The following is a 23634-nucleotide window of genomic DNA, read 5'->3' as shown; positions in this document are numbered from 1 at the left end:
GAACTCGTCCTTGTGAAGGATCAACAGCGGCTATTGAAGCAGACCTGTGGCTGAAAGGCCCGTCAAAAACACTAATGGCACAGTGCCTTGCCATAGGCAAAATTTAATCCAGCAGATCCAGTTGCAGATGCTCGGCCACCGCTTCGGCCGTGACACCCTTGAGTTTCGGCACCCGCCCAAGGCACGGCGCCGGAAGGCGTTCGGCCAGGGTGGCGAGGTTTTCTTCCAGGCGCGAAGTCTTAGGATCGATGATGTTGGCCACCCAGCCGGCCAACTGCAAACCGTCCCGGGCAATCGCTTCGGCAGTCAGCAACGCGTGGCTGATGCACCCCAGCCGCACGCCCACCACCAGGATCACCGGCAAACCCAAGGCCATGGCCAGGTCCGACAGATTGTCCTGATCGGCCAAAGGCACGCGCCAACCACCGGCGCCTTCGATCAGGGTGAAATCGGCCTGCATGTCGAGGATCTGTCGCATGGGGGTCAACAGCGACTGCACCGTCAGCGCCACGCCCGCCTCCCGCGCCGCCAGGTGCGGTGCGATGGCCGGTTCGAACGCCAGCGGGTTGACCTGTGCATAAGTCAACGGCAGCGAACATTCCGCCAACAGCGCCAGCGCATCGGCATTGCGCAGGCCCTTGGGCGTCACGTCGCAACCGGAAGCCACCGGCTTGCCCGCCGCCGTGCTCAGGCCCGCTGACCGCGCGGAATGCAGCAATCCGGCGGCTACCGTGGTCTTGCCGACATCGGTATCGGTGCCGGTGATGAAATAGGCTGCGCTCATAAGGGTTTCTCCATAACGGCGTACACCACTTGATAAGTCGCCGGCAGGCCCTGGGCCTGTCGAAACTGCTCGTAAGCCTCAATCAAACCCAAAATCCGCGCCCGGCCAGTCAGTCCGCCCGGCCGGCCAGGGTTAATGTTGTGCGCGCCCAATGCCTTGAGTTCATGGGTCAGGCTGCGCACATCCGGGTAATGCAACACGTGGGGGCAAGTCTGCAGACTCAGCGCCTGCAAGCCGCTGGCCGCGCATAACTGTTGATAAACCGCGAACTCACGGAAGCGATTGACGTGCACCATGCCATCGACCTGCCGCCAGCTGTCACGCAGTTCAAACAACGTGCCCACGCACAGACTAGCAAACGCGAAGATTCCGCCAGGCTTGAGCACGCGATGGGCCTCGCTCAGCACAGAGGCGAAGTCCGCACACCACTGTACCGCCAGGCTGGAGAAGATCAGGTCACAGGTCGAATCAGTCAACGGCAGACGCTCGGCATCGCCAGCGATGAAGTGTGTGGCACCACCCAATGGCCGGGCGTGATTGAGCATGCCCTCGGCAATGTCCAGCGCCAGCCCTTGCCCCTCGGGGAACCGCTGCGCCAGCGCACGACTGAAATGCCCGGTACCGCAGCCCAGGTCCAGCCAGCGTCCCGGCACAAAATCAGCGGGCAGGCGGCTCATTAACTGGCTGCCGACATCGCGCTGCAACTCGGCCACGCTGTCGTAGGTTTGCGCGGCACGGGAAAAGGAGGCGGCTACCTGACGCTTGTCGGGCAAAGCGCCGGGTTGCCTTGGAAAGGGAAGGGATAAATCATTCATCGCCGGACTCATGCAAAAAAGCGTGGATCGCCCCCGCCACACCGTGGGGGTCCTCCAGCAGGAACGCGTGGCTGGCCTGTTCAATCAGACCGATCTCTACATCCGGCAGCAGCGACAGCAAGTCGCCAGCCGCTTCGGCGGGTACCAGGCCATCAAGGCCGGCGAACAGGTGCAACTGCGGACCGCGAAAAGCCTGCAGGGCTTGCCGGGTATCCAGTTGCGCGAGCACTTCCAGGCCGTTCATCAACACCTGCGCTGAACTGTGGGGCGCACCGCCGAGCATCAACCGCGACAACCCCCGCGAGTCTTCGGCGCCCTGTGCGCAGAGCAGCGTAAAACGTTTCAAGGTCATGCGCGGGTCGGCCGCGCAGCCGGCCAGAAATGCATCGAAAGTTTCGCCAGGCATCGCGCTCGGCCACTGTTCATGGCTGACGAAAGACGCATTGCTCGCCAGGGTCAGCAAACCGCAGCAACGATCGCCGCGGCGGGCCGCCAGCCGCGAGGCCAGCATGCCGCCCAGGGACCAGCCGCCGAGCCACGCGTCCTGAGGGATCGTCGAATCGAGTTCGTCGAGCCATTCTTCAGGGTCGCTGGACTCCAGTTCCGGCAATGGCTCGATTTCCACACGCAGATGCTCGTCCAGGCCCTGCAAGGCCGCCGCCAAGGGTTCCATCGGGGAAATTCCGAGGCCCCAACCGGGTAGCAGAATCAGTCGATCACGCATCGCGTGGCTCCGATCCAAGTTGTTTAAAACAATCGGCCAATCCCTCTAACAATAGCTGCACCTGGGTTTCGCTGTGGGCGGCGGTCAGGGTCACGCGCAAACGGGCGCTGCCGGCCGGCACGGTCGGCGGGCGGATCGCGGTCACCATCAGGCCGCGCTCGCGCAGCATCTGCGACAGGCGCACCGCGCGTGCAGCGTCGCCAATCATGATCGGCTGGATCGGCGTGAAGCTGTCCATCAGCTCCAGGCCGATCTGCTCGGCACCTTGGCGGAACTGGCGGATCAGGGTCTGCAAATGTTCGCGGCGCCAGTGTTCACTGCGCAGCAGCTCCAGGCTTTTCAGCGTGGCGCATGCCAGGGCGGGAGGCTGGCTGGTGGTGTAGATGTAAGGGCGGGCGAACTGGATCAGGGTTTCGATCAACTCTTCGCTGCCGGCGACGAAGGCCCCGGCAGTGCCGAACGCTTTACCGAGGGTGCCGACCAGCACCGGCACATCGTCCAGGCCCAGGCCGAAGTGCTCGACGCTGCCGCCACCGTTGGCACCCAGGGGACCAAAACCGTGAGCATCGTCGACCATCAGCCAGGCGCCCTTGGCCTTGGCTTCCCGGGCCAACGCCGGCAGGTCGGCGATATCACCGTCCATGCTGAACACACCGTCGGTGACCACCAGCGTATTGCCGGTGGCTTTCTCCAGGCGCGAGGCGAGACTCGCCGCATCGTTGTGCAGATAGCGACTGAAGCGCGCGCCAGACAACAGGCCGGCATCGAGCAGCGACGCGTGGTTGAGGCGGTCTTCGAGCACGGTATCGCCCTGCCCCACCAACGCGGTGACGGCACCAAGGTTGGCCATGTAACCGGTGGTGAACAGCAGCACGCGCGGCCGGCCGGTGAGGTCCGCCAGAGCTTCTTCCAGAGCGTGATGGGGGCCACTGTGTCCGATCACCAGATGCGACGCGCCGCCACCGACGCCCCATTTCTCGGCGCCAGCGCGCCAGGCTTCAATCACTTGCGGGTGATTGGCCAGGCCCAGGTAGTCGTTGTTGCAGAACGCCAGCAACGGCTGGCCATCGACCACCACTTGCGGGCCTTGCGGGCTTTCGAGCAGCGGACGTTGGCGGTAGAGGTTTTCGGCACGACGGGCAGCCAGGCGTGCGGCGAGATCGAAAGACATGCAGGCCTCGACTTCAAATGACACATATTCCCCCTGTGGGAGCGAGCCTGCTCGCGATAGCGGACCGACATCCGATGAAGATGTCGACTGATACGCCCCTATCGCGAGCAGGCTCGCTCCTACAGAAGGTTTTGCATTCCATCAGAGGAATGCATACAGGCTTCAAACAGCCGCGTTATAGAACTGCTCGCTGCTCTTCTGCTCCACCAGCGCCTGCTCAATCGCGGCCTGATGCACCTCATCAGCGTGCTCTTCACGAGCTTCCGGCTGGATCCCCAGGCGCCCGAACAGTTGCATGTCCTTGTCGGCCTGCGGGTTGGCGGTGGTCAGCAGTTTTTCGCCGTAGAAAATCGAGTTGGCGCCAGCGAAGAAAGCCAGGGCCTGCATCTGCTCGTTCATCGCTTCGCGGCCGGCGGAGAGGCGCACGTGGGATTTGGGCATCAGGATCCGCGCTACGGCGAGCATGCGGATGAAGTCGAACGGGTCGACGTCTTCGGCGTTTTCCAGCGGCGTACCGGCCACTTTCACCAGCATGTTGATCGGCACCGACTCCGGGTGCTCCGGCAGGTTGGCCAGCTGGATCAGCAGGTTGGCGCGGTCGTCGAGGGACTCGCCCATGCCGAGGATGCCGCCGGAGCAAATCTTCATCCCCGAATCACGCACGTAGGCCAAGGTCTGCAGACGCTCGCTGTAAGTGCGGGTGGTGATGATGCTGCCGTAGAACTCCGGCGAGGTGTCGAGGTTGTGGTTGTAGTAATCCAGGCCAGCCTTGGCCAGCGCTTCAGTCTGCTCCTGATCGAGGCGACCGAGGGTCATGCAGGTTTCCAGGCCCAGGGCCTTCACGCCTTCGACCATCTTCAACACATAGGGCATGTCCTTGGCGGACGGGTGTTTCCACGCCGCGCCCATGCAGAAACGGGTCGAACCGATGGCCTTGGCGCGAGCGGCCTCTTCGATGACCTTCTGCACTTCCATCAGCTTTTCTTTTTCCAGGCCGGTGTTGTAGTGACCGGACTGCGGGCAGTATTTGCAATCTTCCGGGCAGGCGCCGGTCTTGATCGAAAGCAGCGTGGAAACCTGGACGCGGTTGGCGTCGAAATGCGCGCGGTGCACGGTCTGCGCCTGGAACAACAGGTCGTTGAATGGCTGGACAAAGAGTGCTTTGACTTCGGCCAAAGACCAGTCATGACGAAGGGTTGCAGAGGTGCTGGCGCTCATGGGCATTACCTTTCTTTTATGCAGGGCACGGTTTTATGCTGGGCAAGCGACTGGGGCATGGAATAACCACAGTCACGACACGGATGTTCGGCATATTTAAGGAAGAGCGATGCACTGTCAACCACGATACAAAGGACAGGTTTACATCTGGTTAAAAAACGAACAATCCTGTTTGCTCTGCGATGAACCCGCCGATAGCACTGTTCCCCTGTGCACAGCCTGCGAAACCGAACTCCCCTGGCTCGGCGATCATTGCCAGACCTGCGCCCTGCCGCTGCCCGGCCCGGATATGACCTGCGGCCAATGCCTGCAGCAACCGCCGGCCTTTGACCGGGTGATTGCACCCTGGACCTACAGCTTTCCGATAGACAGCCTGGTCACCCGCTTCAAACACAGCGCGAAGTGGCCGTTTGGCCACCTGCTGGCCGAGCTGCTCGCCCAGGCGTTACGACATCGCTTCGATGACGATCTGCCGCAACCCGATCTGCTGCTTCCCGTGCCGCTGGCCACCCGGCGATTGCGCCAGCGGGGTTTCAATCAAGCCGCGATGCTCGCGCGCTGGCTCGGCACCCACCTCGAATTGCCTTGCGATGATCGGCTGTTGCTCAGAACCCAGGACACTGGAGCGCAACAAACGCTCAGTGCCAACGAACGAAGAAAAAACCTGCGCAATGCTTTCGCGCTGGCGCCCGACGCATCAATCAAGGGACGGCACCTGGCACTGGTGGACGACGTGCTGACCACCGGCGCCACGGCCCAGGCATTGGCTCGCTTGCTGATGGACGCAGGTGCGGCACGGGTCGACGTCTACTGCCTGGCTCGTACCCCAAAACCCGGCGACACCGTTTGACCTGTAAACGCAGAACCCTGTAGGAGCGAGCCTGCTCGCGATAGCGGTGTAACAGCCGCCTTCAATGTTGAATGTTAATCCGCATTCGCGAGCAGGCTCGCTCCCACAAGGATCGTGGCGGACTTGACTCCCGGGCTTTCAGCCGCCAACGTCCTCTCCATCGTCACAGCCCGAAGCGTCCCGTCATGTCCCTGCCTACGTTGTTGTCCCAACACATCGCCCGCCGTCCGCAACGCATCGCTCTGTTGCAGCACATTGCCGAACAGGGCTCGATCACCCGTGCGGCGAAAAGTGCGGGGCTGAGTTACAAGGCGGCCTGGGATGCCATTGATGAGCTGAACAACCTCGCGCAAAAACCGCTGGTCGAACGTAGCGTCGGCGGCAAGGGCGGTGGCGGCGCCAGGCTGTCCAGCGAAGGCGAACGGGTTTTGCGCCTGTACCAAAAGCTGCAAGCGTTGCAGGCGCAGGTGCTGGAAGCGGCCGAAGATGCCAGCGACCTCGACTTGCTCGGGCGCTTGATGCTCAGGACCAGCGCGCGCAATCAGTTGCACGGCACGATTGCCGCCATCGACACCCAGGGCCACAACGACAGGATCCGCCTGGCGTTGGCCGAAGGCCTGAGCATCGATGCGCAAATCACCCACGACAGCACCCTGCGCCTGGAGCTGCAGATTGGCGTGCAAGTGGTGGCCCTGATCAAGGCCGGGTGGCTGGAAATCCTGGCGGCCGAAGATCAGGCAACACCGGGATACAGTTTTCTCAAAGGCACGATCGAAGAAATTCTCGACGCCGAAAACGGCCCCAGCGAAGTGCGCATCGCCCTGCCCAATGGCCAGACACTCTGCGCCCTGGCCGAACCAGAGCATCTGCGATCCCGAAGCCTGGGCGCCGGCAAACCGGTGGGCGTCCAGTTCTCGCCGTCCAACGTGCTGCTCGGCACGCCGCTCTGACTCCAGGCTTCGTCAAACAACTGCAACAAAACGTTCATCGAGCATCTTTAAGGTGACTGCAAAAACCGCAGGGAGCCTGATGTGAGCCTATTGGAAGATAACCAACCCACCGACCTCGAACAGATGGTCGGCCTCAGCCGCCGTGGATTCATCAGCGCCGGTGCCCTGTGCGGCGCCGCGATGTTTCTGGGCGGCAATCTGTTGAGCCGCAGCGTGCTGGCCGCCAGTGTCAACGCCGGCACCGGCACCTTGCTGGGTTTCCCCAGCATTCCCGCCGCCACCACCGACAGCATCACTCTGCCGCCCGGCTACAAGTCGTCGGTGCTGATCAGCTGGGGACAACCCCTGCACAAGAATGGCCCGGCCTTCGACCCGAGCGGCAACGGCAGCGCCGAGCATCAGGAAGTGCAGTTCGGCGACCACAACGACGGCATGAGCCTGTTCCCCTTCCCCGGCGATAAAAACCGGGCGCTGATGGCGATCAACAACGAATACACCAACTACCGCTATCTCTACCCCCATGGCGGCATGCCGAAATCGGCCGAAGAAGTGCGCAAGGCATTGGCCGCCGAAGGCGTGACAGTGCTCGAAGTTCAGCGAAAAAACGGTCACTGGCAGTTCGTGCAGGATTCGCGCTACAACCGGCGCATCCACGGCAACTCGCCGATTGCCCTCAGCGGCCCGGCTGCCGGTCACGACCTGTTGAAAACCAGCGCCGATCCGCAAGGTAAAAAAGTGCTGGGCACCTTCCAGAATTGCGCCAATGGCAAGACGCCGTGGGGCACCTACCTGACCTGTGAAGAGAACTTCACCGATTGTTTCGGCAGCACCAATGCCGAGCAGAAGTTCGACCCCGCGCAGAAACGCTACGGCGCCGTGGCAACCAGCAAAGAGATCAACTGGCATCAGCACGATGCGCGCTTCGATCTGGCGAACAATCCCAACGAATTCAATCGCCACGGCTGGGTGGTCGAGATCGATCCGTTCGATCCGCAATCGACCCCGGTCAAGCGCACGGCGCTGGGACGCTTCAAACATGAAAACGCAGCCATCGCGCAAACCAGCGACGGCCATGCCGTGGTGTACATGGGCGACGATGAGCGCGGCGAGTTCATCTACAAATTCGTCAGCCGCGACAAGATCGACCTGCAAAATCCCAAGGCCAACCGCGACCTGCTGGACCATGGCACCCTGTACGTGGCGCGCTTCGACGCGGGCGACGGCAATGCCGATCATCCGAAAGGCCAGGGTGAATGGATCGAACTGACCCACGGCAAGAACGGCATCGACGCCAGCAGCGGTTTCGCTGATCAGGCCGAAGTGCTGATTCACGCACGCCTGGCCGCCAGCGTGGTCAAGGCCACGCGCATGGATCGCCCGGAATGGATCGTGGTCAGCCCCAAGGACGGTCAGGTCTATTGCACCCTGACCAACAACGCCAAGCGTGGCGAAGAAGGGCAACCGGTGGGCGGGCCGAATCCGCGGGAAAAGAACGTCTACGGGCAAATCCTGCGCTGGCGCACCGACCGCGACGACCACGCCTCCCACACGTTCGCCTGGGATCTGTTCGTGGTCGCTGGCAATCCGCACGTGCATGCCGGCACGCCGAAGGGCGGTTCGTCGAACATCACGCCACAGAACATGTTCAACAGCCCCGATGGCTTGGCGTTCGATGATGCCGGGCGGCTGTGGATCCAGACCGACGGCGATGTCAGCAACGCCGGTGATTTCGCCGGCATGGGCAACAACCAGATGCTCTGCGCCGACCCGGTAAGCGGTGAGATTCGCCGGTTCATGGTCGGGCCGATCGGTTGCGAAGTGACGGGGATCAGTTTCTCTCCGGACCACAAAACGATGTTCGTCGGGATTCAGCATCCGGGCGAAAACGGTGGCTCGACCTTTCCCGAGCACCTGCCCAATGGCAAACCGCGATCTTCGGTGATTGCCATTTCCCGTGAAGACGGCGGGATCATCGGCGCCTGATCTGGCCCCTTCGCGAGCAAGCTTTGCTCCCACAAGGAAGCGTATTTGACCTGTGGGAGCAAAGCTTGCTCGCGATAGCGCCGGCGCAATCACCACCCATCTCACCCCCTAAAACAGCCTCTTCTGCGCTACCATGCCTGGCCGGACGCAGCAGCCTGCTGCGCGCAGGAGTCAGCATGGCCCACCCGTTTGAAACCCTCACCCCAGACCTCGTGCTCGATGCCGTCGAAAGCATCGGCTTTTTGAGTGACGCCCGTATTCTGGCGCTCAACAGCTACGAAAATCGCGTGTATCAAGTCGGCATCGAAGACTCCGAGCCGCTGATCGCCAAGTTCTACCGCCCACAGCGCTGGACCAACGAAGCGATCCTGGAGGAACACCAGTTCACCTTCGAGCTCGCCGAGGTCGAGGTGCCGGTGGTTGCGCCGATGATTCACAACGGTGAAACCCTGCACGAACACAACGGTTTCCGCTTCACCCTGTTCCCCCGTCGCGGCGGTCGCGCGCCGGAGCCGGGCAATCTCGATCAGTTGTACCGCCTGGGGCAACTGCTCGGTCGCCTGCATGCGGTCGGTGCAACCAAACCCTTCGAGCACCGCGAAGCCCTGGCGGTGAAAAACTTCGGCCATGATTCGCTGGCGACTTTGCTCGAAGGCGATTTCATCCCCCGCAGCCTGCTGCCGGCCTACGAGTCCGTGGCCCGGGATCTGCTCAAGCGTGTGGAAGATGCCTACAACGACACGCCCCATCAGAACATCCGCATGCACGGCGATTGCCACCCCGGCAACATGATGTGCCGCGACGAGATGTTCCACATCGTCGACCTCGACGACTGCCGCATGGGCCCGGCGGTGCAGGACATCTGGATGATGCTGGCGGGTAATCGGCAGGAATGCCTGGGGCAGTTGTCGGAACTGATGGACGGCTACAACGAGTTCCATGACTTCGACCCGCGGGAACTGGCCCTGATCGAACCCCTGCGCGCCTTGCGCCTGATGCACTACAGCGCCTGGCTCGCCCGCCGCTGGGACGACCCGGCGTTCCCGCGCAGTTTTCCGTGGTTCGGCACGGAGCGCTATTGGGGGGACCAGGTGCTGGCGTTGCGCGAGCAACTGGCGGCGCTCAATGAAGAGCCGCTCAAACTCTTCTGACTTGCAGGGATTCAATGTGGGAGCGAGCCTGCTCGCGATGACGGTGTACCTGTCGCTGATGTGCTGAATCTATAACTGCCATCGCGAGCAGGCTCGCTCCCACATGAATTGTTCTCTCAATCAGCCAACTTATTTGCGCGGGACATGCGCAGGTAAATCTCCCTACAATCCCTCCTTTGTTAGCTGCCTAAGCAAGGACACTGCATGCAAGCTGCCAACCCGCGCCTCGGGTACATACTGGGCCTGACCGCCTACATCATCTGGGGACTTTTCCCGCTCTATTTCAAAGCCATCGCCAACGTGCCCGCGGTGGAAATCATCATCCACCGCGTGCTCTGGTCGGCGCTGTTCGGCGCCTTGTTGCTGCTGGTCTGGAAGCATCCGGGCTGGTGGCGTGAGTTGCGCGAGAACCCGCGCCGCCTGGCGATCCTCGCCTTGAGCGGCACCCTGATCGCGGCTAACTGGCTGACCTATGTATGGTCGGTGAACAACGGACGCATGCTTGAAGCCAGTCTCGGCTACTACATCAACCCGCTGGTGAACGTGCTGCTGGGCATGTTGATTCTCGGCGAACGGCTGCGGCGCATGCAGTGGATTGCGGTGGGGTTGGCGGCCGTTGGCGTGGCGCAGCAGGTCTGGCAGGTCGGCAGCCTGCCGTGGGTGTCACTGGTGCTGGCGCTGAGCTTCGGTTTCTACGGACTGATCCGCAAGCAGGCACCGGTCAAGGCCCTGCCGGGCCTGGTGGTGGAAACCTGGATGCTGGTGCCCATCGCCCTGGCGTGGTTGCTGTTCAATCCGACGGCCCACAGCGCTCAAGCCGCGTTCTGGACCACCTCCGAAGCCTGGTGGCTGGTGGCCGCAGGGCCGGTGACGCTGGTGCCGCTGGTGTGTTTCAACGCTGCCGCGCGGCATCTGCCCTACACCACCCTGGGTTTCCTTCAGTACCTGGCGCCGACGCTGGTGTTGCTGCAAGCCGTGCTGCTGTTTGGCGAGCACTTGTCCTCCAGCACCCTGGTGGCGTTTATCTTCATCTGGGCAGGTCTTGCGGTTTACAGCATCGATGCGTGGATAAGTCTGCGCAGCCGCAACTGATCAAAAAACGCACAACCTTCTACAGGCCACGGTCCACGTGGCCTGCATCGTTCCTTCCCAAGGTTATCCACAGCGTGATCCCCGGCGTTTGTGCGCAAGTCACTGAATGTTGGCGGTTTTTTGATCAACTTGCGCCAAGCCACGATTGGCGTGGCCTGGCGGGTAGTCTCTACAGGTTATCCACAGGCAGGTGCACGTTTAAACTGGATAACCCGATCAGAGTTCGCTGCGCAGTACCAACTCCACCATCAAGTCGTCGGCCAGGGTTTCCAGGCGCGATTGCAGCACGTCCAGCGACAGCGTCAGCGGCACCGCGAGAATCGCTTCGGCGTGAAACAGCGGCTCGCTGCTCATCGGCGCCGGCCGTACTTCCGTCACCAGTCGCTCCAGATTGACCCCCTGTTCGCTCAGCAGCCGAGTGATGTCCCGCACGATCCCTGGGCGATCGTTGCCCACCAGCTCCATGGCAATGGGTTTCCAGGTACAGGATTGTTCGATGCTGCTTTCGGCGATCAACACGCGAATGCCGTGGGCCGACAGCCCCTGCAGGGCATCCACCAGCGAATCGTAGGCTTCGGCCGGAACCCCCACCCGAAGAATCCCGGCAAATTGTCCGGCCATGCGCGACATCCGGCTTTCCAGCCAGTTGCCGCCCTGCTCGGCAATGCATTGGGCAATGCGCTCAACCTGCCCGGGCTTGTCCGGGGCGAAAACCGTGAGTACGAGGTGATCCATGGCGCAGCCCTCAGGTCATGTCTTTTGTTATGGAAAAACAAGTATAGGCAAGCAGATAAATTCAGTACGGCGTGGCTCTTTGTGGCGAGGGAGCTTGCTCCCGCAGGGGCGCGAAGCGGCCCCCCATATCTTATTCAGAGAGATCGCACAGGCTGATTTTGCGACTGCTCCGCAGCCGAGCGGGAGCAAGCTCCCTCGCCACAAGCGCGCCGCTCATCAGCGACTGGAAAAGATTATGTGTACAACTTTGATATTTAACTGGAACAATCATCCAGTTTTTTGAGAACATCCAGCCCCGCACTGTGACCGCAATGCGTCACAGGGTCGCAGAACGACGTAATTAGTCTAATTTTCACAACCGCAATTGATCATGTAGTATGCCTCGGCGCGCACTACATAACGTTGGATCGATGTCTGCCGCAGGCACGTTCGCAACCCTGAAAGCCCTGTCAGCAAGGCCCCAAGCCGTTGATTGGTCCCAACCCAGCCGCCCGAAAACGGCATGTACTGGTAGAGGGGTTTGTGGTTTAAATGGCCGAAGGCTTCATTGTTAAATTGAAGAGCTGAAAAGCGAAATAGCTGAGCAGAGTGAGGCAAGCAATGACTGAACACGTTCAAGTCGGTGGCCTGCAGGTCGCCAAAGTCCTGTTCGACTTCGTGAACAACGAAGCCATTCCCGGAACCGGCCTCACCGCCGAGCAGTTCTGGGCCGGTGCCGACAAGGTCATTCACGACCTGGCGCCGAAGAACAAAGCCCTACTCGCCAAACGCGATGATTTCCAGGCTCGTATCGACTCCTGGCACCAGGAACGCAAAGCTCTTGGGACAGCTCAGGTGCACGACCCGAAGGCCTATAAAGCCTTCCTGCAAGACATCGGTTATCTGCTGCCAGAAGCGGCCGATTTCCAGGCTACGACGCAAAACGTCGATGAAGAAATCGCCCGCATGGCCGGTCCGCAACTGGTGGTACCGGTGATGAACGCCCGCTTTGCGCTCAACGCCTCGAACGCCCGCTGGGGTTCGCTGTACGACGCGCTCTACGGCACCGACGCCATCAGCGAAGCTGACGGTGCGGAAAAAGGCAAAGGCTACAACAAGGTTCGCGGCGACAAGGTCATCGCCTTCGCCCGCGCCTTCCTCGACGAAGCGGCGCCATTGGCTGCCGGCTCCCACGTCGACTCCACCCGCTACTCCATCGTTGACGGCAAACTGGTGGTCGCCCTCAAAGGCGGCAGCAACACCGGCCTGCGCAACGACGCCCAGTTGATCGGCTTCCAGGGCGATGCCTCGGCACCGACCGCGATCCTGCTGAAAAACAACGGCCTGCATTTCGAAATCCAGATCGATGCCAGCACCCCGGTCGGCCAGACCGACGCTGCCGGCGTCAAAGACATCCTGATGGAAGCCGCGCTGACCACCATCATGGACTGCGAAGACTCCGTCGCCGCCGTCGATGCCGACGACAAGGTGGTGATCTACCGCAACTGGCTCGGCCTGATGAAGGGCGACCTGTCGGAAGAAGTCGCCAAGGGCGGCAAGACCTTCACCCGTACCATGAACGCCGACCGCACCTATACCGCGGTCGACGGCAGCCAATTGAGCCTGCACGGTCGTTCGCTGTTGTTCGTGCGTAACGTCGGTCACCTGATGACCATCGACGCGATTCTGGACAAAGACGGCAACGAAGTGCCGGAAGGCATCCTCGACGGCCTGGTGACTGTTCTGGCAGCGATGCACAACCTAAACGGCAACACCTCGCGCAAAAACACCCGTACCGGCTCGGTCTACATCGTTAAACCGAAGATGCACGGCCCGGAAGAAGCCGCGTTCACCAACGAGCTGTTCGGGCGCATCGAAGACGTGCTGGGCCTGCCGCGCAACACCCTCAAAGTCGGGATCATGGACGAGGAGCGCCGTACCACGGTCAACCTCAAGGCCTGCATCAAGGCAGCGAGCGAGCGTGTAGTGTTCATCAACACCGGTTTCCTCGACCGCACCGGCGACGAAATCCACACCTCCATGGAAGCCGGCCCGATGGTGCGCAAGGCCGACATGAAGGCGGAAAAATGGATCGGCGCCTACGAGAACTCCAACGTCGATATCGGCTTGAGTACCGGCCTGCAAGGTCGTGCGCAGATCGGTAAAGGCATGTGGGCGATGCCCGACCTGATGGCGGCGATGCTGGAACAGAAAATCGCTCACCCGCTGGCCGGCGCCAACACCGCCTGGGTGCCTTCGCCAACCGCCGCCGCGCTGCACGCGCTGCACTACCACAAGGTCGACGTGTACGCCCGTCAGGCCGAACTGGCCAAGCGTGCCCACGCGTCGGTGGACGACATCCTGACCATCCCGCTGGCGGTCAACCCGCAGTGGACCGCCGAACAGATCAAGAACGAACTGGACAACAATGCCCAGGGCATCCTGGGTTATGTAGTGCGCTGGATCGATCAGGGTGTTGGCTGCTCGAAGGTGCCGGACATCAACGACATCGGCCTGATGGAAGACCGTGCCACGTTGCGTATCTCCAGCCAGCACATCGCCAACTGGCTGCGTCACGGCATCGTCACCGAGGATCAAGTGATGGAAAGCCTCAAGCGCATGGCGCCGGTGGTTGACCGTCAGAACGCCAACGACCCGCTGTACCGCCCACTGGCACCGAACTTCGACAGCAACATCGCCTTCCAGGCGGCGGTCGAACTGGTGATCGAAGGCACCAAGCAGCCGAACGGCTACACCGAGCCGGTCCTGCACCGTCGTCGTCGCGAGTTCAAGGCTGCCAATGGCCTGTAACTGAGCGTTGATGCCGGACATGAAAAAGCCCTGATCGAAAGATCAGGGCTTTTTTATTTATCGCTGCTTCTGTGGCGAGGGAGCTTGCTCCCGCTCGGCTGCAAAGCAGTCGTAAAGTCAGCGAATGAGATTTGACTGGAAGTCTGCAAAGGGCCGCTTCGCGCACCAGCGGGAGCAAGCTCCCTCGCCACAAAAGCCCTCAGAGCTACAAATCCATCCCCAACTCATGCTTGACCAACCCCAGCAACTTGGCGGTATCGATTGGCTTGAGCAGAAAGTCCACCACGCTCAAATGCATCGCCGCGATGGCGTCCTTCACGTCGGCGTCACCCGAGACAATGATGAACGGCATCGCCGCCCGCACCGACTCGCGCACCTGGCGGATCAGGTCCAGGCCATCGACGTTACCCATCCGCAGATCGGTAATCACCAGGCCTATCGAAGGCTTCTCTTCGAGCATCTTGAGTGCGGTTTCACCGCTGGCCGCAGTCATGCAACGTATGCCATCCAGGGCCAGAATCTCAGACAGTAATTCTCGGGCGTCCTTGTCGTCGTCTACGATCAGTACCCGCTGCGGCGGCAGGTCGGGTTCCAGCATGACGGCACTCAGCGCTTCGCGCTCGGCGTCACTCAAAATATCGTGGTCGGACATGGCGTTCTCTACATGATCAGTACATTTCCCTGGCACAGTGGTGAGACATCACTAAGCAGACCTTCAATGTGCACTTCGTCGGATAATTTTCCAATAGCCGGCTCGAGGGAATTTTCCTGCATTTGAGTAAGGATCTTCCGACATTCCGACGCACACATTGCCTACCTAGACTTACGTCCAATGGGCACTCTGGCCGCAGGGGTCGACCATGGGTGAGTCATCCGACGACAACAAATCCAAAAAAGACTGCGGTAATGGTTATGAGTAAAGCGGACGCCTTCACACAGGCAGGGAAAACCGCGGTGTTGCAGAACATCCAGGGCACTTTGCAATTCCTACAGCGTTTCCCGCCCTTCAACCAGATGGAACACGCCCACCTGGCGTACCTGGTCGAGCAATGCCAGCTGCGTTTTTATGCCCCCGGCGAGAGCATCATCAAGCCCGCCGACGGCCCGGTTGAGCACTTCTACATCGTCAAACAGGGCCGGGTGGTGGGCGAGCGCCCGCATTCGGCCAAGGGCGGCACCGAAACCACGTTCGAAATCACCACCGGCGAATGCTTCCCCCTCGCTGCGTTGCTGGGCGAGCGGGCGACGCGCACCGAACACCTGGCCGCCGAAGACACCTTTTGCCTACAGCTGAACAAGCTGGCGTTCATCAAACTCTTCGCCATTTCCCACACCTTCCGCGATTTTGCCCTGCGCGGCGTGAGCAGCCTGCTGGATCAGGTCAACCAGCAAGTCCAGCAAAAGGCCGTGGAAACCCTGGGCACCCAGTATTCACTCAATACCCGCCTGGGCGATTTAGCCATGCGCCATCCGGTGACGTGCAGCCCCGCCACGCCCCTGCGTGAAGCCGTGACCCTGATGCATGAGCAACAGGTCGGCAGCATTGTGGTGGTCAACGAGCAAAAGGCGCCGCTGGGGATTTTCACCCTGCGCGACCTGCGTCATGTGGTGGCCAACGGCACGGGTGACTTCGCCGAGGCCATCGAGCGACACATGACTCAGGCGCCGTTTTACCTGTCCCCGGATCACAGCGCATTCGATGCGGCGATTGCCATGACCGAGCGGCATATCGCCCACGTCTGCCTGGTCAAGGATCAGCGCCTGTGCGGCGTCGTGTCCGAGCGTGATCTGTTTTCCCTGCAACGAGTCGATCTGGTGCACCTGGCCCGCACCATCCGCAGCGCCCAGCGCGTGGAGAACCTGGTGGCGATCCGTGGCGAGATCGGTCAGTTGGTGGAGCGCATGCTCGCCCACGGCGCCTCTTCGACCCAGATCACCCACATCATCACCCTGCTCAACGACCACACCGTCTGCCGGGTGATCGAACTGACCCTGGCGGAAAAAGGCGACCCCGGCGTGCCGTTCAGCTGGCTGTGCTTCGGCAGCGAAGGCCGCCGCGAGCAGACGCTGCACACCGACCAGGACAACGGCATTCTGTTCGAAGCCCGGGACGCGGCCCACGCGGCGGAAATTCGCGGAAAGCTGCTACCCATCGCCCACCAGATCAATCAGAGCCTGGCGCTCTGCGGCTTTACGCTGTGCAAGGGCAACATCATGGCCGGCAACCCCGAGCTGTGCCTGTCACGGGTCGAATGGGCCCGGCGCTTTGCCGCGTTCATTCGCGAGGCGACGCCGGAAAACCTGCTGGGTTCGAGCATCTATTTCGATTTGCGCGTGGTCTGGGGCAGTGAGCAAGGCTGCGAACAATTGCGTCGCGCGATTCTCGATCAGGTCGGCGACAACCGTCTGTTCCAGCGCATGATGGCCGAAAACGCGCTGCGCAATCGTCCGCCGGTAGGGCGTTTCCGCGAGTTCGTGCTGACGCGCAAAAATGGCGACAAAGCCACTCTGGACCTGAAGATCCAGGGCCTGGCGCCCTTCGTCGACGGCGCCCGGTTGCTGGCCCTGGCCCACGGCATCGAGGCCAACAACACGCTGGAGCGTTTTCGCCGGCTGGTGGATAAAGAAGTCATAGAACCGCTCGATGGCGCCGCGTACGAAGAGGCCTATCACTTCATCCAGCAAACCCGCATGCAGCAACATCAACTCCAGACCCGCGAGAACCTGCCCTACTCCAACCGGGTCGACCCGGACAGCCTCAATCACCTGGACCGGCGCATCCTGCGTGAATCCCTGCGCCAGGCCCAGCGCCTGCAAAGCAGTCTGGCACTGCGGTATCAACTATGAGCCTGTTTTCATGGCTACGCCCCGCCGGTCCGAGTCTGTCCGGCGAGCTGCAACAGCGCCTGCAACGCTTGCCGACGGCCACCGCGCTGGGCGAGTGCAGCCTGCGCGAACAGCGCTGGGTGGTGCTGGATCTGGAAACTACGGGACTGAACCTGAACAAGGACCGGGTGCTGTCCATCGGCGCGGTGGTGATCGAAGATGGCGCGATCGATTTCAGCCAACAGTTCGAACGCACCCTGCAATGCGCCGAACTCAAACTAGGCCCCAGCGTGCTGATTCACGGCCTGGGGCCCAGTGCGATTGCCAATGGCAGTGACCCGGCGCAAGCGTTGCTCGAGTTCATGGAGTTTGTCGGCGACAGCCCGTTGCTGGCCTTTCATGCGCCATTCGACCAGCACATGCTCGGCCGCGCCCTGAAAGATCACCTGGGCTACAAGTTGCAGCACACCTTTCTGGACGTGGCGGAAATCGCCCCGCTGCTGTGCCCGCAGGCCAACATCCGCGAAGCGGGGCTGGACGAGTGGATCGACTGGTTCAAGCTGGAGGTGTTCGAACGCCACAACGCCAGCGCCGATGCCCTGGCTACCGCGGAGTTGGCGCTGATCCTGTTCAGCCGGGCGCGGCAGCAGCAGATTCACAGCCCGTTGAATTTGCAGCAGCGGTTGGGACAGTGGCGGCGGCGGCAGCAAACACCCTCTTTCTAAATCTTCATTGCCCGTTCCGGCGCCATCGCGAGCAGGCTCGCTCCCACAGGGATCTGATGTATGACAAAGATCCAGTGTGGGAGCGAGCCTGCTCGCGATGAACGATAACGCGGTCAACCTGCCCACCTCCCCCCAAAAAAACACCCGACCAACGCCAATTGCTTTACCTCCCCCGCCTCTGACACAATCGCGAACAATTCTCGTTAGTTAACCTTTCCCAATCGGTGATGCGGCGTGTCGTCAATCCCAAGCCCTCAAAGTGAGCTCGTCGGTGCGTTATATCGCGACCATCGCGGATGGCTATTGGGCTGGCTTCGGCGCAATGTCACCTGCCCGCAACGCGCCGAGGACCTGAGCCAGGACACCTTCGTGCGCTTGCTGGGCCGTGAGGATCTCAAGGAACCGCGCGAACCCCGGGCGTTTCTGGTGGCGATCGCCAAGGGCCTGCTGTTCGACTATTTCCGCCGTGCCGCGCTGGAACAGGCCTACCTCGCCGAACTGATGCTGATTCCCGAAGCCGAGCAACCGTCGGTGGAAGAACAGCAAATGATCCTCGAAGACCTGAAAAACATCGACCGCCTGCTCGGCAAGCTGTCGAGCAAGGCCCGGGCAGCCTTCCTCTATAACCGCCTGGACGGCCTCAGCCATGGGGAAATCGCCGAACGCCTGGGCGTGTCGGTGCCCCGTGTGCGCCAGTACCTGGCCCAGGGCATCCGTCAGTGCTACATCGCCTTGTACGGGGAGCCGACATGAGCCCGGCCAGTTCCAAACCGGTGTCGGCGCGGGTGCTCGATGCCGCCATCGCCTGGCAATTGTCCCTGGACTCGGCCAACCCGGTGGAGCGCGAAGAATTCGCCAAATGGCACGCCGCCCACGAGGAACACGCTCGCGCCTGGCGCCAGCTGGGCATGCTCGACCAGCGTTTCAGCGTGGCCAGCGGCCCGGCCCGAACGGCCCTGTTGCAATCGCGTGAAGGCATTCGCCGCCGGGTGCGCCAGCTTGGCAGCGGCGTGGCCAGCGTGGTCGCGGTGATTGGCCTGGTGTTGTTCGCCGGCGAGCGCTATCTGCCGGTGGACTACTGGCTGGCCGACCAGCGCACCGCCACTGGCGAGCAACGCACCATTCGCCTGACCGACGGCACCTTGATCAACCTCAATACCCACAGCGCCCTGGATGTGCGCTTCGACGAGAAGCAGCGGCTGGTTGTGCTGCAGGAAGGGGAAATCCTCGTCGAAACCGGCCACGGCGATGCCCGGCCGTTCATCGTCGAAACCCGCGAAGGCAGCATGCGTGCGCTGGGTACGCGGTTTCTGGTCAAGCGTGAAGAGCAAGGCACGCGCCTGAGCGTGCTGCAATCGGCGGTGGCCGCCCACCCGGAATCGAGCCAGGCAGAACAGATTCTGCGCGAAGGCCAGCAGGTGCTGATCCGCAACGACGGCCTCGGGCCGATCCTGGCCGTGAACGCCGGCGCAGACGCCTGGACCCGGGGAATGCTGGTGGTGGACAACGCGCGGCTGGAAGATCTGGTCCAGGAACTGGGTCGCTATCGTCGCGGGCACCTGGGCGTGACGCCGGAGGTCGCTGACCTGCGCATCACCGGCAGCTTCCCGCTCAAAGACACCAACCTGGCCCTCAACGCCCTCCTGCCAACCCTGCCGGTGCAGATCGAACAGCACACGCAGTGGTGGGTGACGGTGGCGGCGAAGACCGAGGCCAAGCCTTGATTTGATGGTGTCTGGATGGACGCCATCGCGGGCAAGCCTTGCTCCCACAGGATTTTGTGTCGTGCACACAATGACTGGTCAATACAAAACCTGTGGGAGCAAGGCTTGCCCGCGATGAGGCCCCCAAACCTCCTTACAAAAACCGGCTTGGAATACTGAATCGAAATTATTTTCATCCAGCCCTATCACTTTTCAGATCTCGTCCGGCACCTAGGCAATTGAGAAGTATTCACTTTCAGGAGCCGCTGTATGTCCCGTTCGCTAGACACCTTGTTGCGCCCCAGTTTGCTGGCGGTCGCCATTGCCCTTTGCACCCCAGTGGCCAGCAGCCAACTGATCGCCGCCGAACAGGCGTCCAGCGTTCGTGCCTACAACCTGCCGGCCGCGCCGCTGGCCAGCACCCTGAACCAGATCGCCAGCCAGGCCGGCCTCGCCCTGTCGTTGAACCCGTCGCTGGCGGCGGGCAAGACCTCCGCCCCGGTCAACGGCCAGTTCGATGCCGCCGGCGCCCTGCGTGAAGCACTGCGCGGTACCGGCCTGCAACTGGAGCAAAGCGGCGGCACCTACACCCTGGTGGCAGTCCCTGAAGGCTCGCTGGCCCTGCCGGCGACCAGCGTGATCGGCGTCGAAAGCACCGAGAGCGCCTGGGGCCCGGTGGAAGGTTATGTGGCCAAGCGCACCGCTGCCGGCACCAAGACCGACACCGCACTGGTTGAAGCCCCGCGCTCGATTTCGGTCGTGACCCGCGAACAGATGGACGATCGCAACGTGCACACCCTCGACGCCGCCGTGCGCTACTTGCCGGGCACCACCGGCGCCAGCTTCGGCAGCGACACGCGCGCCGACTGGTTGCGCGTACGCGGTTTCGAACCGACCCAGTTCCTCGATGGCCTGCCGCTGCCCAAGGGCGTGTATGCCAACCCGAAGCAGGAAACCTGGAATCTCGATCGCTTGGCGGTGCTGCGCGGCCCGGCCTCGTCCGTCTATGGCCAGACCCCGCCGGGTGGCTTGCTGGACATGGTCAGCCGTCGTCCAAGCGCCGAATCCAGCAATGAAATCCAGCTGCAATACGGCAGCGACAACCATCGCCAGATCAACTTCGCCAGCACCGGCAAGATCGACGATGAAGGCCAGTTCCTGTACGGCCTCAGCGGTGTGGTGCGCGATGGCGGCACACCCATCGACCATATCGACGACAAGCGCTACAACATCGCGCCAAGCCTGACCTGGAACATCGACGACGACACCCGTCTCACCCTGCTCACCCAATTCACCCGTGACGATACCGGCATCACCAGCCAGTTCCGTCCGATCCAGGGCACCAAGATCCATTCGCCGCTGGGCGAAATTTCCCATCACAAGAACCTGGGCGACCCGGACTGGGAATTCTACGACCGCACCTACTACGCGCTGGGCTACGCCTTTGAACATCGCCTGAACGATGTCTGGCAGTTCCGCCAGAACCTGCGCTACACCAAGTCGGACCTGTCCTTCCAGGCCCTCACCCCCGGCGCCTACCCGTTCACCCAGGTCGATGCCGACGGCAACGTTGGCCGCACCAGCACCACGACCGACGAGGACATCAGTCAGTTCGCCGTGGATAACAACATGCAGGCTGACTTCGCCACCGGCGACATCCGCCACACCCTGCTGATCGGCCTCGATCACCAGCGCACCAACACCAACTACACCTCGATCTTCGGTGACGGCCTGACCACCAACGTCAACAACCCGGTCTATGGCCTGCCAATCGTGCGTCCGCCACGCTCGTCGGCCTTCTACGATTACGACCAGAAGACCTACCAGACCGGCCTGTACGTGCAGGACCAGATGGCCCTGGATCAATGGCGCCTGACCCTGGGTGGTCGTGAAGACTGGGTTCACACCAGCACCAAGTTCTTCAACAAGGGCGATGCCACCAACACCGACCGCAACAAGAACTTCAGCGGCAACGCAGCGATCAGCTACGTATTCGACAACGGCTTCGTGCCGTACCTGTCCTACGCCGAATCGTTCCAGCCGGCGAGCAACGCCGATACCTCCACCACCGAATCGTTCAAGCCGACCGAAGGCAATCAGTGGGAACTGGGTATCAAGTACCAGCCACCGGGCAGCAACACCTTGCTGACCGCCGCGGTGTATGACCTGACCCAGAAAAACGTCTCGGTCACCAACAACATCGGTGGCATTCCGGTCACCAGCCAGACCGGTGAAGTGAAGGTCAAGGGCCTGGAGCTGGAAGCCGTCTCCGACGTGACTGAAAACCTCAAGCTGACTGCCGCCTACACCCTGGCCAAATCCGAAGTGCAAGACGGCGCGTTCAAGGGCAACCGCCTGCAACTGATGCCGAACCAGACCGCTTCGATGTGGGCCGACTACACCTGGCACAACGGCGTGCTGGACGGTTTCGGGATCGGCGGCGGCGTTCGCTACACCGGCAACACCTATGGCGACCAGGCCAACACCGAGCTGGGCAAGGCAAACGCCTACACCGTGTTCGACGCGGCGGTTCACTACGACCTCGGCCGCCTGGACAACAGCCTCAAAGGTGCATCGCTGGCCGTCAACGCAACCAACCTGTTCGACAAGGACTACCTCTCCACTTGCGACGGGTTCTACTGCTACTACGGCGATGAACGCAGCGTTGTCGCCAGTGCCACCTACAAGTGGTAACGGCTTGATCTGACACGCCCGGTACCCAGGCCGTCCTTCATGGACGGCTTTGGTATTTCTGGAGGCTATGAAATGAAAAGTAAAACAATTCGCCGCTGGTCCTTCGTCCACACCTGGACCAGCCTGATCTGCACGGTGTTTTTGCTGCTGCTGGCGCTGACCGGCCTGCCGCTGATCTTCCACCACGAGATCGACCATCTGCTGGGCGATGCGCCACAAGTGAAGGACATGCCGGCGGACACCCCGCGCCTGGATCTGCAGCAGCTGGTGGCGGCGGCCGAGAAGCATCGCCCCGGCGAAGTCATGCAGTACTTCGGCTTCGAGGACGATGAGCCCAATGCCGTACTGACCATCATGGCGGCGACCGCCGGCACGGAGCCGAACTCGTCCCATACCTTCATGCTCGATGCCCGCACCGGCGAGGCGCTGGAAACCCCGTCGGCCAACGGCGGTTTCATGATGACCATGCTGCGCCTGCACGTGGACATGTTCGCCGGGCTGCCGGGCAAGTTGTTGCTGGCGTTCATGGGCTTGTTGTTCGTCGCGGCGATTGTCTCCGGCACCGTGCTGTACCTGCCGTTCATGCGTCGCCTGAAATTCGCCACCGTGCGCCAGGACAAATCCACCCGCCTGCGCTGGCTCGACCTGCATAACCTGATTGGCGTGGTGACCCTGACCTGGGCGCTGGTGGTGGGCGTGACCGGCGTGATCAGCGCCTGTGCCGATCTGATCATCGCTGCCTGGCGCAACGAGAGCCTGAGCGCGATGGTTGCGCCGTATCGCGACGCGCCGCCGCTGGCGCAACTGGCACCGGCCACTCGCTTGCTGGACATCGCCAGGGATGTTGCGCCGGGCATGCAGCCCGACTTCATCGCCTTCCCCGGCACCCGTTTTTCCAGTGAGCACCATTACGCGGTGTTCATGAAAGGCAGCACCCACCTGACCTCGCACCTGCTGACACCGGTACTGATCGACGCCAGCACCCTGCAAGTCACCGCCGTGGCCGAGCGCCCCTGGTACATGGACGCCATGGGCATGTCCCAGCCGCTGCACTTCGGTGACTACGGCGGCATGCCGATGCAAGTCCTCTGGGCCACGCTGGATGTGCTGACGATCATCGTCCTCGGCAGCGGGGTCTACCTGTGGGTGGTGCGGCGCAAGGCGACGAAACCCGTGCTGGAAAAAGCGGAGAGCGTGGCATGAAACCGCGACAGTCGAACTTCTGGAAGGTCTTCGGCACACCGACCGTCATTGCCCTGTTCACCGCGGCAGGGCTGTTCGCCGCGCTGCTTGGCGATGGTGTATGGGACGCCCTGAGTTGGCTGGGGCTGGGCATTCCCGCTGTCATTGCCTTGCGGGGTCTCTTGCAACGCCGTTGAACCCTGTAGGAGCGAGCCTGCTCGCGATGCACCCGAGAGCGCCT

General features: G+C 61.9%; 20 protein-coding genes. 13 read left to right on the top strand and 7 right to left on the bottom strand.

Translation table 11 applies throughout. The annotated features are described in order from the left end of the window. Positions 1-103 precede the first annotated feature (103 nt). The 5 genes from bioD to bioB all read right to left on the bottom strand — a co-directional run bounded on the left by bioD (position 104) and on the right by bioB (position 4712). Entirely contained in the window at positions 104-784 is a 681-nt protein-coding gene (gene bioD / locus ABTV29_RS02315) for a dethiobiotin synthase (RefSeq protein WP_433768690.1), read from the bottom strand. Further along, complete coding sequence (bioC, locus tag ABTV29_RS02310; RefSeq protein ID WP_433768689.1) at positions 781-1599, bottom strand: malonyl-ACP O-methyltransferase BioC; 819 nt, start codon at positions 1597-1599, stop codon at positions 781-783. The genes bioD and bioC overlap by 4 nt, the downstream gene beginning before the upstream one ends. Next, positions 1592-2323: an alpha/beta fold hydrolase gene (locus tag ABTV29_RS02305; protein ID WP_433768688.1), complete on the bottom strand. Its 732-nt coding sequence runs from the start codon at positions 2321-2323 to the stop codon at positions 1592-1594. The genes bioC and ABTV29_RS02305 overlap by 8 nt, the downstream gene beginning before the upstream one ends. Beyond that, a complete protein-coding gene (gene bioF / locus ABTV29_RS02300; protein ID WP_433768687.1) occupies positions 2316-3494 on the bottom strand; it encodes an 8-amino-7-oxononanoate synthase in 1179 nt (392 codons plus the stop codon). Before bioF ends, ABTV29_RS02305 begins: the two co-directional genes overlap by 8 nt. A 162-nt stretch (positions 3495-3656) precedes the next feature. After that, entirely contained in the window at positions 3657-4712 is a 1056-nt protein-coding gene (gene bioB, locus ABTV29_RS02295; protein WP_433768686.1) for a biotin synthase BioB, read from the bottom strand. A 109-nt stretch (positions 4713-4821) separates the two neighbouring features. Here bioB and ABTV29_RS02290 point away from each other — a divergent pair, with 109 nt between their 5' ends. The 5 genes from ABTV29_RS02290 (at position 4822) to rarD (ending at position 10738) form a co-directional block, all read left to right on the top strand. Further along, complete coding sequence (locus ABTV29_RS02290) at positions 4822-5562, top strand: ComF family protein (RefSeq protein ID WP_433768685.1); 741 nt, start codon at positions 4822-4824, stop codon at positions 5560-5562. A gap of 185 nt (positions 5563-5747) precedes the next feature. Beyond that, positions 5748-6512 carry a TOBE domain-containing protein gene (locus ABTV29_RS02285; protein ID WP_433768684.1) on the top strand — a complete coding sequence of 255 codons (765 nt, stop codon included), beginning with the start codon at positions 5748-5750 and terminating at the stop codon, positions 6510-6512. A gap of 81 nt (positions 6513-6593) precedes the next feature. Continuing rightward, on the top strand, positions 6594-8495 hold the full coding sequence (locus tag ABTV29_RS02280) for a PhoX family protein (RefSeq protein WP_433768683.1): 1902 nt from the start codon (positions 6594-6596) through the stop codon (positions 8493-8495). A gap of 176 nt (positions 8496-8671) precedes the next feature. Continuing rightward, complete coding sequence (locus tag ABTV29_RS02275; RefSeq protein WP_433768682.1) at positions 8672-9646, top strand: serine/threonine protein kinase; 975 nt, start codon at positions 8672-8674, stop codon at positions 9644-9646. A gap of 204 nt (positions 9647-9850) precedes the next feature. Further along, positions 9851-10738 carry an EamA family transporter RarD gene (gene rarD, locus ABTV29_RS02270; protein WP_433768681.1) on the top strand — a complete coding sequence of 296 codons (888 nt, stop codon included), beginning with the start codon at positions 9851-9853 and terminating at the stop codon, positions 10736-10738. A gap of 216 nt (positions 10739-10954) precedes the next feature. On the opposite strand, the gene ABTV29_RS02265 is transcribed toward rarD, so the two are convergent. After that, positions 10955-11473 (bottom strand): glycine cleavage system protein R, encoded by a 519-nt coding sequence (locus ABTV29_RS02265; RefSeq protein WP_433768680.1) that lies wholly within the window; start codon positions 11471-11473, stop codon positions 10955-10957. Between the two features lie 600 nt (positions 11474-12073). Here ABTV29_RS02265 and ABTV29_RS02260 point away from each other — a divergent pair. After that, on the top strand, positions 12074-14263 hold the full coding sequence (locus tag ABTV29_RS02260) for a malate synthase G (RefSeq protein ID WP_433768679.1): 2190 nt from the start codon (positions 12074-12076) through the stop codon (positions 14261-14263). 205 nt (positions 14264-14468) lie between these two features. Here ABTV29_RS02260 and ABTV29_RS02255 read toward each other — a convergent pair whose 3' ends face one another. Then, positions 14469-14915: a response regulator gene (locus tag ABTV29_RS02255; RefSeq protein WP_433768678.1), complete on the bottom strand. Its 447-nt coding sequence runs from the start codon at positions 14913-14915 to the stop codon at positions 14469-14471. A 260-nt stretch (positions 14916-15175) separates the two neighbouring features. Here ABTV29_RS02255 and ABTV29_RS02250 point away from each other — a divergent pair, with 260 nt between their 5' ends. From ABTV29_RS02250 to ABTV29_RS02220, 7 genes are all read left to right on the top strand, one after another. After that, a complete protein-coding gene (locus ABTV29_RS02250) occupies positions 15176-17110 on the top strand; it encodes a putative nucleotidyltransferase substrate binding domain-containing protein (RefSeq protein WP_433768677.1) in 1935 nt (644 codons plus the stop codon). Beyond that, on the top strand, positions 17107-17814 hold the full coding sequence (locus ABTV29_RS02245; protein ID WP_433768676.1) for a 3'-5' exonuclease: 708 nt from the start codon (positions 17107-17109) through the stop codon (positions 17812-17814). The genes ABTV29_RS02250 and ABTV29_RS02245 overlap by 4 nt, the downstream gene beginning before the upstream one ends. 234 nt (positions 17815-18048) lie before the next feature. Beyond that, on the top strand, positions 18049-18567 hold the full coding sequence (locus ABTV29_RS02240; protein WP_433768675.1) for an RNA polymerase sigma factor: 519 nt from the start codon (positions 18049-18051) through the stop codon (positions 18565-18567). Further along, on the top strand, positions 18564-19538 hold the full coding sequence (locus ABTV29_RS02235) for a FecR domain-containing protein (RefSeq protein WP_433768674.1): 975 nt from the start codon (positions 18564-18566) through the stop codon (positions 19536-19538). The genes ABTV29_RS02240 and ABTV29_RS02235 overlap by 4 nt, the downstream gene beginning before the upstream one ends. 249 nt (positions 19539-19787) lie before the next feature. Next, positions 19788-22211: a TonB-dependent siderophore receptor gene (locus ABTV29_RS02230; RefSeq protein WP_433768673.1), complete on the top strand. Its 2424-nt coding sequence runs from the start codon at positions 19788-19790 to the stop codon at positions 22209-22211. Positions 22212-22283: 72 nt separating this feature from the next. Further along, positions 22284-23414: a PepSY-associated TM helix domain-containing protein gene (locus tag ABTV29_RS02225; protein ID WP_433768672.1), complete on the top strand. Its 1131-nt coding sequence runs from the start codon at positions 22284-22286 to the stop codon at positions 23412-23414. Next, positions 23411-23590: a hypothetical protein gene (locus ABTV29_RS02220; RefSeq protein ID WP_433768671.1), complete on the top strand. Its 180-nt coding sequence runs from the start codon at positions 23411-23413 to the stop codon at positions 23588-23590. The genes ABTV29_RS02225 and ABTV29_RS02220 overlap by 4 nt, the downstream gene beginning before the upstream one ends. Positions 23591-23634: the final 44 nt, after the last annotated feature.

The sequence above is a fragment of the Pseudomonas putida genome (genome assembly GCF_050989985.1).
Lineage (GTDB): Bacteria > Pseudomonadota > Gammaproteobacteria > Pseudomonadales > Pseudomonadaceae > Aquipseudomonas > Aquipseudomonas putida_AI.
This window is presented reverse-complemented; position numbering and strand designations above follow the sequence as displayed.